This is a genomic window from Nocardioides sp. Z22_16 (genome assembly GCF_058134365.1).
The window spans coordinates 12,705-27,184 of the sequence record NZ_JBYTTI010000006.1; the positions used below are offsets into that span (position 1 = coordinate 12,705).

11 protein-coding genes are annotated in these 14,480 nt (G+C 72.3%); 7 read left to right on the forward strand and 4 right to left on the reverse strand.

Going from position 1 to position 14,480, the window contains the following annotated elements:
- Positions 1–47 precede the first annotated feature (47 nt).
- Positions 48–1,847 (reverse strand): MMPL family transporter, encoded by a 1,800-nt coding sequence (locus AC3X7R_RS18255; RefSeq protein WP_489967185.1) that lies wholly within the window; start codon positions 1,845–1,847, stop codon positions 48–50.
- Positions 1,748–2,194: a hypothetical protein gene (locus tag AC3X7R_RS18260; RefSeq protein ID WP_489967114.1), complete on the reverse strand. Its 447-nt coding sequence runs from the start codon at positions 2,192–2,194 to the stop codon at positions 1,748–1,750. The genes AC3X7R_RS18255 and AC3X7R_RS18260 overlap by 100 nt, the downstream gene beginning before the upstream one ends.
- A 198-nt stretch (positions 2,195–2,392) precedes the next feature.
- Here AC3X7R_RS18260 and AC3X7R_RS18265 point away from each other — a divergent pair, with 198 nt between their 5' ends.
- From AC3X7R_RS18265 to holA, 6 genes are all read left to right on the forward strand, one after another.
- On the forward strand, positions 2,393–2,776 hold the full coding sequence (locus AC3X7R_RS18265) for a DUF4870 domain-containing protein (RefSeq protein ID WP_489967115.1): 384 nt from the start codon (positions 2,393–2,395) through the stop codon (positions 2,774–2,776).
- Between the two features lie 280 nt (positions 2,777–3,056).
- Complete coding sequence (gene leuS, locus AC3X7R_RS18270) at positions 3,057–5,567, forward strand: leucine--tRNA ligase (protein WP_489967116.1); 2,511 nt, start codon at positions 3,057–3,059, stop codon at positions 5,565–5,567.
- A 68-nt stretch (positions 5,568–5,635) separates the two neighbouring features.
- Positions 5,636–6,493: a DegV family protein gene (locus AC3X7R_RS18275; RefSeq protein WP_489967117.1), complete on the forward strand. Its 858-nt coding sequence runs from the start codon at positions 5,636–5,638 to the stop codon at positions 6,491–6,493.
- A gap of 71 nt (positions 6,494–6,564) precedes the next feature.
- Complete coding sequence (locus tag AC3X7R_RS18280; RefSeq protein ID WP_489967118.1) at positions 6,565–7,611, forward strand: ComEA family DNA-binding protein; 1,047 nt, start codon at positions 6,565–6,567, stop codon at positions 7,609–7,611.
- Entirely contained in the window at positions 7,608–9,950 is a 2,343-nt protein-coding gene (locus tag AC3X7R_RS18285; protein ID WP_489967119.1) for a ComEC/Rec2 family competence protein, read from the forward strand. The genes AC3X7R_RS18280 and AC3X7R_RS18285 overlap by 4 nt, the downstream gene beginning before the upstream one ends.
- Before the next feature lie 89 nt (positions 9,951–10,039).
- Positions 10,040–11,026: a DNA polymerase III subunit delta gene (holA, locus tag AC3X7R_RS18290; protein WP_489967120.1), complete on the forward strand. Its 987-nt coding sequence runs from the start codon at positions 10,040–10,042 to the stop codon at positions 11,024–11,026.
- 76 nt (positions 11,027–11,102) lie between these two features.
- Here holA and rpsT read toward each other — a convergent pair whose 3' ends face one another.
- Together rpsT and AC3X7R_RS18300 are read right to left on the reverse strand one after the other, a co-directional pair.
- Positions 11,103–11,363: a 30S ribosomal protein S20 gene (gene rpsT / locus AC3X7R_RS18295; protein ID WP_489967121.1), complete on the reverse strand. Its 261-nt coding sequence runs from the start codon at positions 11,361–11,363 to the stop codon at positions 11,103–11,105.
- Between the two features lie 130 nt (positions 11,364–11,493).
- Positions 11,494–12,453: a phosphotransferase family protein gene (locus AC3X7R_RS18300; protein ID WP_489967122.1), complete on the reverse strand. Its 960-nt coding sequence runs from the start codon at positions 12,451–12,453 to the stop codon at positions 11,494–11,496.
- 155 nt (positions 12,454–12,608) lie between these two features.
- Here AC3X7R_RS18300 and lepA point away from each other — a divergent pair, with 155 nt between their 5' ends.
- Entirely contained in the window at positions 12,609–14,480 is a 1,872-nt protein-coding gene (gene lepA, locus AC3X7R_RS18305; RefSeq protein ID WP_489967123.1) for a translation elongation factor 4, read from the forward strand.

Below are 14,480 nucleotides of genomic sequence, written 5' to 3' on the forward strand. Positions count from 1 at the left end.
TCGGGGCGTCGTCCGTGCTGACTCTGGTCGGTGGGAGTGGTCGTGGCTCAGTCGTGGGCGAAGGTGATCTTCGGCAGCACCTTCCTCAGCCAGGCAGGGCTGTACCAGGCCGCGTCGCCGGTGAGCCGGAGCATCACGGGCAGCAGCACCAGCCTGATGAGGAAGGTGTCGAGCAGCACGGCGATGCCGAGCACGACCCCCATCTCCTTGGGCGGGATGGGCCCCGACAGGGCGAAGGTGAAGAAGACCGCGACCATCACCGCGCCGGCGGCGAAGATGACCCGGCCGGAGTGGGCGAGCGAGCCGACCATCGCGTCCTTCGCGTCGCCGGAGCGCTCGTAGTGCTCCTTGGCCGAGGCCAGGAGGAAGACGGTGTAGTCCATCGCGATGGCGAAGATCATGGCGAAGAAGAAGACCGGCGCCCAGGCGTCGAGGAACCCCTGGGACTCGAAGCCGAGCAGGTCCGCGCCGAAGCCCTCCTGGAAGATCAGTCTCGCGACCCCGAAGGCGGCCGCCGTCGACAGCAGGCTGGCCAGGGTGCCCAGCAGCGAGATGAGCGGCGCCTGCAGGGCCACCAGCAGGAGCAGGAAGCCGAGCACCAGGACCACGCCGATGACCAGCGGGGTCGACTCGTCGAGCTGGGCCTTGAGGTCCAGGTTCTCGACCGGGGCGCCGCCGACGAGGGCGGAGCCGGGCAGGTCGGCCCGGAGTCGCTCCACGGTGTCGGTCAGGGCGGGGTCGGAGGGGTCCACGGTCGGCACGGCCTGGACCAGGACGTAGTCCGACCCGTCCGCGGCCGGCATCGGCGTCATCGCGGCGGCGATCCCCTCGTCGGCGTTCAGCACCGTGGTGGTGGCCTTGGCGTCGGCGCGGTCGGTGACGACCTGCAGGGTGCCGGGTGCGCCCTCGCCGAAGGACTCCTGGACGCGGTCGTAGCCGACACGGGCGGAGGCGTCCTCGGGGAGCACCTTGATCGACGGCATGGCGGTCTGCAGCCCGAGGACCGGGGTGGCCAGGGCGAGCAGCACGACCACGGCAGCGAGGCCCCAGGCGACGGGTCGCTTCCAGAGGCGCTCGCCCCAGGCGGCGAACTTCGCGGAGCGGTGCTCGTCCGCCCGGGACCAGGGGAGTGCGCCCTTGTTGATCCGGTCGTCGAGCTTGAAGAGGACAAGCGGCAGCAGGGTGAGGGTCGCGGCGAGGACGAAGACGACCGAGAGCATGATGCCGCCGGCCATGGAGCGGAAGGAGGGCGAGGGCACGAGCATCACCGCGGAGAGGGAGATGAGGACGGTGAGCCCGGAGAGCAGCACGGCCTTGCCGGCGGTGTCCATGGTCTGCGCGATCGCGGCCTGGCGGTCGGCGACGGCCCGGCCGGGATCCTCTGAGCGGCGGGCGGCCCGGGCGGCGCGGTAGCGGACCACGACGAAGAGCGCGTAGTCGATGCCCAGCGCGAGGGCGAACATCATGGCGAAGTTCATCGCCCAGATGGAGACCGGGAAGAGCTCGTTGATCAGCACCAGCGACCCGGCCGAGGCGACCAGGCCCGCGAGCGTGAGGATCAGGGGGAGTCCGGCGGCCACCAGGGCGCCGAAGGCGAGCACGAGGATCGCCAGGGTGACCGGCCAGGACATGAACTCCGACTTGAGCATCGCCTCGAGGTTGGCCTCGTTGAAGTCGCTCCACAGCAGCGAGGAGCCCGTGGGGTTGACCTCGACCGACTCGGTGGAGAGACCCTGGAGGTCGGCCTTCAGGTCGGTGGCGACGCGGACCATCTCGTTGGTGTCGGCACCCGCACCGGCCAGGACGATCGCGGTGTCCCCGTCCTGGGAGAGCGTGGCGCCAGGCAGGGCTGCACCACGTCGGCGATCCGCGGCTCGTCCTCCAGGACGGCGGTGACCTCGGCCAGCACCTTCTTGCCCTCACCCTCGGTGACCGCCCCCTCGGTGGAGCGGACGACGACCTGGATCGCCGAGGAGGCGTTGCCGCCGAAGTGCTCCCGGGCCAGCTCGCGGGCCTGGACGGACTCCGAGCCGTTCGCCTGCCAGCCGGCGCCGGAGAGGTTCTGCTCGACCTGCGGGGCGAAGGCGCCGAGGCCGACGATGGTCAGCAACCACACGATGGTGACCAGCCTGGCGTGGTGGGTGACCCAGACGCCGAGGCGCCCCAGTGGGCCAGGGGAGGCGGTGGTGCTCATGCGGATCCGTTCTGCCAGCTCGTTCGATACCCAGGGGGGTATATGACCCTGCAACCTTAAACACCCCTGGGGGTATTTCTCAACTCGCGGGGGACTCAGGTCGGACCCTGGCCGGACCCTGAGTCGGGAACGATTCCGGCCGTCCAAGTGGTTGAGTGGGAGGAGAGCGGCACGGACCGCTCGGAGAAGGAGCTGGAGATGAACGAGTACGACTACGCCGCACCCCGGACACCGATCTCGCCCACGCAGGAGCGGAACTGGGGCGCCCTCGCGCACGGGGTCCCGCTGGTCGCGATGGTGCTCTCGGCCGGGACCCTGGGCTTCGTCGGGTCCCTGGTCATCTACCTGATGTACAAGGACCGCGGACCCTTCGTCCGCGCCCACGCGGCGAACTCGCTCAACGTCCAGATCGTGACGGGCATCGTGCTCCTGCTCTCGATCCCGCTGTTCTTCGTGCTGATCGGCTTCCTGACCTACCCGCTCGCCCTGGTCTACGCGTTCGTGATGCACCTGATCGGCGCGCTCAAGGCCAACAAGGGGGAGTGGTGGAGCCCTCCGCTCACCCCCCGGTTCGTCCGCTGACGGCTCGGCGCACGCGGCGCGGAAGCCGACCGCCTCGACCATGCTGACGACGAGCAGGAACGTCCACGTCGGGTTGGCGTAGCCGGGGTCGACGAGCTTCCCCTGACCGGATCGGCCGGGCGGCCGCCCACGGGGACGTCGGCGCGCGGGCGGGGGTAGCATGGGGCTGTGCGTACCAGCCTCCTTCTTGGCCAGCCGCGCTGATCAGCAGGATCGACGCGGCCACCCTCCTTGCCCGGAGGGTTTTTTTGTGCCTCGCAGGAGCCGACCAGGAGAGACGATGAGCGACCAGCCGAAGACCGCCGGGACCGAGCACGCGGACGAGCGCGACACCTCGTACGACGTGGCGTCCGTCGAGACCAAGTGGCAGCGGGTCTGGCAGGAGCTCCAGCCGTTCCGGGCCGACGACGAGGCGGTGCTCTCGGGGCGCAAGGAGAAGCGCTACGCCCTCACGATGTTCCCCTACCCCAGCGGCGACCTGCACATGGGCCACGCCGAGGTCACCGCGTTGCACGACGTCATCGCCCGCTACTGGTGGCAGCGGGGCCACGAGGTGCTCAACCCGATGGGCTGGGACTCTTTCGGGCTGCCGGCCGAGAACGCCGCGATCCGCAACGACGCGCACCCGGCCGACTACACCTACGGCAACATCGCCACCCAGCTGGAGTCCTTCCAGCGCTACGCCGTCAGCTTCGACTGGTCGCGGCGCTTCAACACCTCCGACCCGTCGTACTACCGCTGGACCCAGTGGCTCTTCCTGAAGCTGCACGAGAAGGGGCTGGCCTACCGGAAGAACTCCCCGGTCAACTGGTGCCCCCAGGACCAGACGGTGCTGGCCAACGAGCAGGTCGTCGACGGGACCTGCGACCGGTGCGGGGCGGAGGTCACCAAGCGTGAGCTCACCCAGTGGTACTTCCGCACCACCGCCTACGCTCAGGAGCTGCTGGACTCCCTCGACGACCTGCAGCCCACCTGGTCGAACAAGGTCGTCAACGCCCAGCGCAACTGGATCGGTCGCTCCGAAGGTGCCCACGTCGACTTCGTGGTGGAGGGCCGTGAGGAGCCGCTGACGGTCTACACGACCCGTCCCGACACCCTTTTCGGGGCCACCTTCATGGTGGTCGCCGCCGACGCGCCGCTGGCAGGCGAGCTGGTCACCGAGGAGCAGCGCGGCGCCCTGGAGGAGTACCTGGTCCAGGTCCGCAAGGAGAGCGACATCAGCCGGCTGGCCACCGACCGGCCCAAGACCGGCGTCTTCCTGGGGGTGCACGCCACCAACCCGCTGACCGGCACCCGCATCCCGGTCTACGCCGCCGACTACGTGCTGGCCGACTACGGCACCGGCGCGATCATGGCCGTGCCCGGCCAGGACCAGCGCGACTGGGAGTTCGCGAAGGCGTTCGACCTGCCGATCGTCCGGACCGTGCAGCCGCCGGACGACTTCGACGGTGAGGCCTTCACCGGCGACGGACCGGCCATCAACTCCGCCAACGACGAGATCGACCTCTCCGGCATGGGCGTCGCGGAGGCCAAGTCCACCGCCATCGCCTTCCTCCAGCGCCGTGGTCTCGGCCGGGGCACGGTCAACTTCAGGCTGCGCGACTGGCTGCTCTCCCGCCAGCGCTACTGGGGTGCGCCGATCCCGATCATCCACTGCCCGGTCGACGGTGAGGTCCCGGTCCCCGAGGACCAGCTGCCGGTCCTGCTGCCCGAGCTCAAGGGCGCCGACCTGAAGCCCAAGGGGACCTCGCCGCTGGGGGCCGCCACCGACTGGGTGGAGGTCTCCTGCCCGACCTGCGGGGGCCCGGCGCGTCGGGACACCGACACGATGGACACCTTCGTCGACTCCTCCTGGTATTTCCTGCGCTACGTCTCCCCGCACGACGACGAGCAGGCGTTCGACACCGAGCTGGCCAACGCCTGGGGTCCGGTCGACCTCTACGTCGGCGGCGACGAGCACGCCGTGCTCCACCTCCTCTACGCGCGCTTCTTCACCAAGGCGCTGCGGGACATGGGGCTCGTCTCCTGGGACGAGCCGTTCTCCGCCTACCTGTCGCAGGGGAAGGTGATCAACGGCGGGCGCAAGATGAGCAAGTCGCTCGGCAACGGTGTCCGCCTGGGCGAGCAGCTGGAGAAGTTCGGCGTCGACGCCGTGCGGCTCACCCTGGTCTTCGCCAGCCCGCCGGAGGACGACATCGACTGGGCCGACGTGTCACCGGGAGGCTCGCAGCGCTTCCTCCAGCGTGCCTGGCGGCTGAGCGGCGACGTGACCAGCGAGGTCGGCGCCGACCCCGCGGGCGGAGACGTGGCGCTGCGCCGGATCACCCACCGGACGCTGCACGACGCCGAGAGCCTGATCGAGTCCCACCGCTTCAACGTGGTGATCGCCCGGACCATGGAGCTGGTCAACGCCACCCGCAAGGCGATCGACTCCGGGGCCGGCCCCGACGACCCCGCGGTCCGCGAGGCGGTCGAGGCGGTCGCCGTCCTGCTCTCCCTGGTCGCGCCGTACACCGCGGAGGAGATGTGGGAGCGGCTCGGGCACCAGCCCACCGTGGCGCGTGCCGGATGGCCGGAGGTCGACGAGTCGCTGCTGGTCGAGGAGTCGGTCACGGCGGTGGTCCAGGTCCAGGGCAAGGTCAGGGCGCGGCTGGAGGTCTCTCCGGAGATCTCCTCCGACGAGCTCGAGGCGGCCGCCCTCGCCGACGAGGCGGTCATCCGGGCCGTGGACGGCCGTCCGGTGCGCAAGGTCGTGGTCCGGGCGCCGAAGCTGGTCAACATCGTCGTCTGAGCTCCACCCGGAGTCCGCGCCCTGGTGAGACGGCGCGGGGTCGGGCCGGACTTCGCTAGCCTTCGTCCGTGCCCGGCACCGTGATCGTCACCGACTCGACCGCCAGCCTGCCGCCCGAGGTGGCGGAGGCCCGCGGGATCGTCGTCGTCCCGTTGCAGGTGGTGATCGGGGCCAAGGTGCACGACGAGGGGCCGGACGGGGCGACCCCCGAGATGGTGGCCCAGGCCCTGCGCGACTTCGTCCCGGTCTCCACGTCGCGTCCGGCGCCGGCCGCGCTGCTCGAGGTCTATGAGCGGCTGGCCGCGCAGGGGGCCGACTCCGTGCTCTCCGTGCACCTCTCCGGCGAGATGAGCGGCACCTTCGAGTCCGCTCAGCTCGCGGCCCGCGGGGCTCCGATCCCGGTGAGCGTGGTCGACACGCGGCAGGTCGCCGCCGCCACCGGCTTCGCCGCGCTGGCGGCCGCCGACGTCCTCGACGCCGGAGGCAGCCGTGAGCAGGCCGCGGCGGCGGCACGCGCCCGAGCCGCCGCCTCCCACTCGTGGTTCTACGTCGACACGCTCGAGTACCTCCGCCGCGGCGGGCGCATCGGCGCCGCGGCGGCGCTGCTGGGCGGCGCCCTCTCGGTCAAGCCACTGCTGGAGATCCGCGACGGCAAGGTGAGCTCACTGGAGCGGGTGCGCACGGCGGGCCGGGCACTGCAGCGCCTGGAGGACCTCGTCGTCGCCGCGGCGGGCGACGACCAGGTCGACATCTGCGTGGCGCACCTGGCCAACCCCGACCGGGCCGAGCACCTCGCCACCCGCCTCGCGGAGCGCCTGAGCGACCAGCTTGCCGGCCGCGAGCTGTGGTGCACCGAGCTGGGAGCCGTGCTGGGTGCCCATGTCGGGCCCGGCATGGTCGCCGCTGCGCTCTCTCCGCGCCTGTGAGCGACTGAGTTCTCCACAGGCGGACGGGCAGCGGCGCACGCGGGCGCCGCGTCTTCCCTAGCGTCGGGGGCATGCGGTCGCGTCGTCCCAGCCCTGAGCACGAACAGGCCGTCGCGCGTCGACTGGCTCTGCTGTCGGCGGAGCTGGCCGCGGTGCGTGCCGAACAGGCGGCCGAGCCTGTGGCGGGTCGCGGGGAGGCTCTCGGGGAGGGTCCGGGCTCGCCGGCCGACGAGGTCACGGAGTGGACCTGGGGGGAGCACACCCGGGTGCGCGGGCTCGAGACGCCGGTGCCGGCCGTGGAGCCTCCGCCGTGGGAGCCCGAGGAGGGGGAGGCTCCACCGGTGCGGACCCTGCCCCACCCGGGCCGCCACGCGGCGCGCCGCGACGTCGCCCTGGGGTGGCTGCCGGGGCTGCGGGGAGGGGTGGCCCTCCAGCCGGCACACCTGGCGGTCGTGGCGGTGCTGGTCGCGCTGGGGCTGGGCTGGACGACGTGGTGGGTGATCTCGAGCGAGCCACGGACCAGTGCGGTGCCGGCGCTGTCGGCCGACCCGTCGCCGGTCGCGGCGGACCCGGCCCCGTCGGCGGCCGCCCCCGCGCCCACCGGGTCGACCGGGTCGACCGGGGGAGTGCCGCGCGGTGCGGGGCCGGCCGCTCTTCCGGGCGCTGCGCCCGGTGGTGCCGAGGTGGTCGTCGACGTCGCCGGGCGGGTGCGCCGTCCCGGCCTGGTGGTGCTGCCGGCGGGCTCCCGGGTGGCGGACGCGCTCGCCGAGGCCGGGGGAGCCCGCCGGGGGGTCGACCTGGTGAGCCTCAACCTCGCCCGGGTCCTGGTCGACGGGGAGCAGCTGCTCGTGGGGGTCCAGGCGCCGGCTGGTCCGATCGCACCGTCGGGGCCCGGCGGGGGGAGCGCTCCGAGCCCCGCAGCCTCCGGGCTGGTCAACCTGAACACGGCGGACGAGGCCCTGCTCGACACCTTGCCGGGAGTCGGCCCGGTGACCGCCGGGGCCATCGTCGCCTGGCGCACGGAGAACGGCGGGTTCACCGCCGTCGAGGAGCTGCTGGAGGTCAACGGCATCGGGGAGGTGACGCTCGCGGAGCTCGCCCCGCTGGTCACCGTGTGACCGGGCCGAGGCCCGCCGGATCGGCGGCCCAGCGTGACCTCAGGACGGCCGCGCTCGCCGTCGCGGCCTGGATGGGCGGACTGGTCGGCCTCCGTGCCCCCGACTGGGCGGTCGCGGTGACCCTGGGAGCACTGCTCCTCCTCCTGGCGTGCCTGCTGCGCTCCTCCGCTGGCGCCACCACGGCGGCGGCCGTCGTGCTCGTCGCAGCCGCCGTCCTGCTCTCGGGATGGGCGCGGGTGGCCCAGACCTCCTCCGGACCGGTGGCCGACCTGGCCGAGGCCGGGGCCTCGGTGGAGGTGGAGCTGGTGGTCACCTCCGACCCACGTCCCCTTCTCGGGCAGTACGGCGAGCAGGTCGTGGTGCGCGGCACGGTCAGGCGGGTCACCGGGCGTGGCGGGCGGTGGCGGGTGAGGACACCCGTCGTGGTGCTCGCCGGAGGTGGCTGGCAGGACGTGCCCCTCGGCGCCCGGGTGCTGGCCGAAGGTCGCCTGCTGCCGGCCGACGGCGAGGTGGGTGCCCTGCTGCGCGCCAGGGACTCCCCGCCCCAGCGGCCGGAGGAGCCAGACCTGTGGTGGCGGGGCGCCGCGGCGGTGAGAGCGGGGATCCGGGTGGCGGTGGCCCCCCGACCGGATGACCAGCGCGTCCTGGTGCCGTCACTGGTCGTCGGCGACGACGCGGGGCTGGATCCCGCCCTGGCCGAGGAGTTCCGGACCACGGGCCTGACCCACCTGCTCGCGGTCAGCGGGACCAACCTCACGCTGATGGTCGGCTTCCTGTTGCTCGGCGGTCGCTGGCTGGGAGTGCGTGGCCGGTGGCGCTACGCGCTGGCAGCGGCCGGGATCGTCGGCTTCGTCCTGCTCGCCCGGACCGAGCCCAGCGTCGTCCGTGCCGCCGCGATGGGCTCCATCGCCCTGCTGGCCTTCACCAGCAACGGGCGCGACCGGGGGATCCGGACCCTCGGGGCCGCCGTGGTGGCGCTGCTGCTCTGGGAGCCCCGCCTGGCGGTCTCGGTCGGTTTCGCCCTGTCGGTCCTGGCCACCGCCGGCATCCTCCTGCTGGCGCCCCGGTGGCAGGAGTCAGCCCGGGGGTGGCTGCCGAGGGGTGTCGCTGCGGCGGTCGCCGTCCCCGCCGCCGCCCAGCTCGCCTGCACCCCGGTGGTCGCGGCCGTCTCCGGCCAGGTGAGCCTGGTCGCGGTGGTGGCCAACCTGCTGGTCGCTCCTGCCGTCGCCCCCGCCACGGTCCTCGGACTTGTGGGCGGCCTCTGCGCGGTCGTCTGGCCCGCGCTCGGCCAGCTCGTCGCGCTGCCGGCCGCCTGGTCGGTGGCGTGGATCATCGCGGTCGCCCGCTGGGGCGCCTCGCTGCCCACCCCGGCGATCGACTGGGGGACCGGGGCGGGCGCGCTGTTGCTGCTCACGCTGCTGTGCGGGGCGATCGCGGTGGCGGCCCCGCACCTGCTGCGGCGGGCCGGAGCGACGCTGGGCCTGTGCGCCCTGGTGCTGGGGGTGATCCTGCTCCGACCGCCCACGCCGGGGTGGCCGCCCCGCGGCTGGCTCCTCGCGGTCTGCGACGTGGGTCAGGGGGACGCCCTGGTGGTCCGGGAGGGCGAGCGGTCTGCGATCGTGGTCGACGCCGGTCCCGAGCCGGTGGCCGTGGACCGGTGCCTGGACCGGCTGGGCGTGGAACGCGTCCCGCTCCTGGTGCTCACCCACTTCCACGCCGACCACGTCGGAGGCCTCCGTGGGGTCCTGGCGGACCGGCAGGTGGGCGAGGTGCGGGTCTCACCGCTCCAGGCCCCGGCGGACGGCGCCCGCGAGGTGGCACGGGAGCTCGCCGGCGCCGGCCTGCACCCGGTGGTCCCGTCCCACCTGGCGGTCGAGGAGTTCGGCCCGGTCTCGGTCCAGCAGCTCTGGCCCCCTCCGTCCGCACCCCCCTCGGGCACGGACGGGGGTGGAGCCGCCGACCGGGGCGCCGGCGATGAGGGAGCCAACGACGCGAGCCTGGTGCTGCTCATCGAGGTCCGGGGACTCCGGATCCTGCTCACCGGGGACATCGAGCCCACGGCCCAGCGCCAGGTGGCACGCCTGCTCCCGGGAGTGACCGTGGACGTGCTCAAGGTCCCCCATCACGGCAGCCGGCACCAGGACACCCGGTTCCTCGCGGCCCTGCGCCCCCGCGTGGCGCTCGTGCCGGTCGGCTCGGAGAACACCTACGGCCACCCGGCCCCGGACCTCCTCGCCCTGCTCGAGGGCCACGGTGCCCGCGTGCTGCGCACCGACACGTCCGGGGACCTCCTGGTGCTCGAGCGGGGCGGCGAGCTGCACACGGCCACCCTGGACTGACGGGGGACTGGCACGAGACCGACGGGGGACTGGCAGGGGCCGACGGGCATCCGGGTCCGTCGGCGCCGTGTGGCAGGCTGGTGCGCACCATGGCTCAGGGTCCCAGTGCTTCCCAGGTCCTCGGCCGCGTCACCCTGGTGACCGGCAAGGAGGAGTTCCTCAACGAACGAGCGGTCACCGCCGTGCGCCGCGCGGTGAGCGCCTACGACAGCGACGCCGAGTTCTCGGAGTCCCCGGCTTCGGAGCTGACTGCCGCCTCGCTCGACGAGATGTGTGCCCCCTCGCTCTTCTCCACCACCAGGTGCGCCCTCGTGAGGGGGCTGGAGGACCTGCCCGACGACCTCTACGACGACGTCCTCGCGCGGGCTGTCGAGCCGGTGGAGGGCGTGGCCCTGGTCCTGATGCACGGCGGCGGCTCGCGCGGCAGCGGGCTGCTGACCAAGCTGCGCAAGCAGTCCGCGGTGACCGAGGTGAAGGCCGCCGAGGTGAAGTACGCCGCCGGCTTCCAGGAGTTCGTCCGCGGCGAGTTCGCGCAGCTCGGTGCCCGCGTGACCCCCGACGCGACCGAGTTCCTGGTCCAGGCGGTAGGCCACGACCTCCGGTCGCTGGCCGCGGCGGCCCACCAGCTCACCAGCGACTTTCCGGACGAGCAGGTGACCCTCGAGCTGGTGAAGCGCTACTTCGGCGGCCGGGCGGAGGCGAAGTCCTTCGCCGTGGCCGACGCGGCCATGGCGGGGGAGGCAGCCCAGGCGCTGGAGGAGCTGCGGTGGGCGCTGGACGGCGGGACTCCCGCCGTGCTCGTCACCTCCGCGGTCGGCCAGTCGGTCCGGGGGGTTGCCCGGTTCCTGGGCGCCGCCCGTGGGCTGCGCGACGGCGACCTGGCCCGGGAGCTCGGGGTGCCACCGTGGAAGGTGAAGACCGTCAGGGCCCAGGCACGCAGCTGGGACGACCGCGGGATCGCCCGGGCGCTGCGCGCGGTGGCCCGTGCCGATGCCGACATCAAGGGAGCGGCCCACGACGCGAGCTACACGCTGGAGCGGCTGGTGCTCACCGTGGTGGCCCTGCGGTCGCGCTGAGCGCCGCCGGGGATCGGGGAAATGACGAAGGCGCCGCACCCCGAAGGAGTACGGCGCCTCGACAGCTGGTCTGAGCTCAGAGAGCAGCAGACTTCTTGGCGATGGCCGACTTGCGGTTCGCGGCCTGGTTCTTGTGGATGACGCCCTTGGAGGCGGCCTTGTCGAGCTTGCGCGCGGCGTCGCGACCCAAGGTGACCGCGGCCTCCTTGTCGCCGGTCTCGGCGGCCTCACGGAACTTGCGGACAGCCGTCTTGAGACCGGTCTTGACCGCCTTGTTGCGCTCGTGACGCTTCTCGTTCTGCTTGTTGCGCTTGATCTGGGACTTGATGTTCGCCACTGAAGAACCTTCGGTCTCGGTCTGGACTGGAAAAGAAGAATTGGTGTGTCGGCTGCCTGGCAACCCCATGGAGGGTCGGGCGCCGGACATGCGGGCAAGAGATTACCAGTGGGCTCGCCGCCCACCCAAATCACTCGGCCGCCCACCCCCGTCGCTCGCTCAGCCACTGCCAGCAGACCTCGCCCTGCCATCCCTGGTGGGCGCGGAGCCAGGGCGAGGAGGGCGGGACGGGCTCGGCCGCCATCCGCAGGAAGTAGCCGGTCATCAGGGCGAGGAACGAGTCGAGGTGGTCGGCCGGCACGTCACGCAGGAGCGGCCGGGTGGCGATGACCTCCTCCACGTCGAGCCCGTCGCCGCGGGGACCGACGAGCGTGAGGAGGGAGTCGACCCACGCCGCGCCGCGCACCGGCCAGTTCCAGTCGCACAGCCACGCCACGCCCTCGCCGTCCACCAGGACGTTGTCGGCGCGCACGTCGGTGTGCACCAAGGTGTCCCCGTCGGCCCCCGTCGCGAAGCCGGCGGCCAGCGCCGCGGCCTCCTCGAGCCACGGCATCCCCGGGCGCGACCGTCCTACCGCCTCCCAGTGGGAGGGCCAGTCGGCCAGCTCCTCCACCAGGGGGTCCAGGCCCATCGCCGCAGGGACCGGGGTGGTGGCCGCCGCCACCCGCTCCAGCGTGTCCAGCGTGGCGTCCAGGTGCGGACGGCTCCAGGGACGGGGCGGGTTGACGCCGTCGAGGTACTCGATGCCCAGGACGACCCAGTCGTCGTCGAGCAGCCACGCGAGCCGGGGGGCCGGCACCGCGGCGGGGAGGGCGGAGAGCTTGCGCGCCTCCTCCCGGTAGGAGTCGGCGAAGACCCGTTGCGCCTTGGCCGAGGCCGCCTTCACGAAGTGGCGCGAGCCGTCGTCGCAGACCAGCACCGAGGCGAAGCCCGGGGTGAAGCCCGCGTCGCAGGAGATGGCCTCCACCACCGCGGCGCCGCACCGGCGCTCGACCCACGCCCGGACGCCGGGGGGCAGGAACTGCCATCCCAGCCGCCGTGCCGTGGCGTCGGGCGGAGCGGGGTAGGCGGGCGTCGTCGAGGGGGGCACGGGGGCATCATCCACCACGCGGCCCGCGCCGGGGCCCGACCGCGGGAGAGTGCGACGGGACGCGGCGCGAATCCCGGGAGCGGCCGGCAGCGTGGAACAATGTGTCGACCCGCAATGTGCCGACCCGCACGTCACGTCGTACCCGAAAGTCATCCGTGTCCTCCAAGAGCGCCCCGAAGCCCGGACAGACCGACCCGTCGATCATCCGGAACTTCTGCATCATCGCCCACATCGACCACGGCAAGTCGACCCTTGCCGACCGGATGCTGCAGCTGACCGGGGTGGTGGACGAGCGCGCTGCCCGCGCCCAGTACCTCGACCGGATGGACATCGAGCGCGAGCGCGGCATCACGATCAAGAGCCAGGCCGTCCGCATGCCCTGGACGGTTCCCGCCGACAACGACGAGCTGGCCGAGCCCGGCACCTACGTGCTCAACATGATCGACACCCCCGGACACGTCGACTTCACCTACGAGGTCTCCCGGTCGCTGGAGGCCTGCGAGGCCGCGGTGCTGCTGGTCGACGCCGCCCAGGGGATCGAGGCCCAGACCCTCGCCAACCTCTACCTGGCGATGGGCGCCGACCTTCACATCATCCCGGTGCTCAACAAGATCGACCTGCCCGGCGCCAACCCCGAGAAGTACGCCGCGGAGCTGGCCGGGCTGGTCGGGTGTGAGCCCGAGGACGTGCTCCGGGTCAGCGCCAAGACCGGTGTCGGCGTCGAGGGGCTGCTCAACGAGATCGTCAAGCAGACCCCGGCGCCCGTCGGTGACGCCGACGCCCCGCCGCGGGCCCTGATCTTCGACTCCGTCTACGACACCTACCGCGGCGTGGTGACCTACGTCCGAGTCATCGACGGCAAGCTGACCCACCGCGACCGGATCAAGATGATGTCGACCGGCGCGGTCCACGAGATGCTCGAGGTCGGCGTGATCAGCCCCGAGCCGGTCAAGGCCGGAGACCTGGGCGTCGGCGAGGTGGGCTACCTGATCACCGGGGTGAAGGACGTCCGGCAGTCGCGAGTCGGCGACACCGTCACCAGCCAGCACCACGGCGCCACCGAGGCGCTGGGCGGCTACAAGCACCCGAACCCGATGGTCTACTCCGGGCTCTACCCGATCGACGGCGACGACTACCCGACGCTGCGCGACGCGCTCGAGCGGCTCCAGCTCAACGACGCGGCGCTCACCTTCGAGCCCGAGACCTCCGGCGCCCTGGGGTTCGGCTTCCGCATCGGCTTCCTCGGGCTGCTCCACATGGAGATCACTCGGGACCGCCTCGAGCGCGAGTTCGACCTCGACCTCATCTCGACCGCCCCCAACGTGGTCTACCAGGTCGTGATGGAGGACGGCACCCGGCTGACGGTGACCAACCCCAGCGAGTACCCGGAGGGCAAGATCTCCGAGGTCCGCGAGCCGGTGGTCAAGGCGACGATCCTGAGCCCGAGCGACTACATCGGCACGATCATGGAGCTCTGCCAGACCAAGCGCGGCAGCCTCCAGGGGATGGACTACCTCTCCGAGGACCGCGTCGAGATGCGCTACACGCTGCCGATGGGCGAGATCGTCTTCGACTTCTTCGACCAGCTCAAGTCGCGGACCAAGGGCTACGCCTCGCTCGACTACGAGCGCTCCGGCGAGCAGGCCGCCGACCTCGTCAAGGTCGACATCCTGCTGCAGGGCGAGCCCGTCGACGCGTTCTCCGCGATCGTGCACCGCGACGCGGCGTACTCCTACGGCGTGATGATGGCCGGCAAGCTCAAGGAGCTGATCCCGCGGCAGCAGTTCGAGGTGCCGATCCAGGCGGCCATCGGCGCGCGGGTGATCGCCCGGGAGAACATCCGCGCCATCCGCAAGGACGTGCTGGCCAAGTGCTACGGCGGTGACATCAGCCGCAAGCGCAAGCTGCTGGAGAAGCAGAAGGCGGGCAAGAAGCGGATGAAGAACATCGGCACCGTCGAGGTGCCGCCCGAGGCCTTCGTCGCCGCGCTCTCCACCACCCAGCCCTCGGAGAAGTCCAAGAAGTAG

Bases quoted from the DNA above. Each gene is read 5' to 3' on its own strand.
- AC3X7R_RS18280 (WP_489967118.1), top strand. From the start codon at position 6,565: ATGCGGTCGCGTCGTCCCAGCCCTGAGCACGAACAGGCCGTCGCGCGT.
- holA (WP_489967120.1), top strand. From the start codon at position 10,040: ATGGCTCAGGGTCCCAGTGCTTCCCAGGTCCTCGGCCGCGTCACCCTG.
- AC3X7R_RS18260 (WP_489967114.1), bottom strand. From the start codon at position 2,194: ATGAGCACCACCGCCTCCCCTGGCCCACTGGGGCGCCTCGGCGTCTGG.
- leuS (WP_489967116.1), top strand. From the start codon at position 3,057: ATGAGCGACCAGCCGAAGACCGCCGGGACCGAGCACGCGGACGAGCGC.
- AC3X7R_RS18265 (WP_489967115.1), top strand. From the start codon at position 2,393: ATGAACGAGTACGACTACGCCGCACCCCGGACACCGATCTCGCCCACG.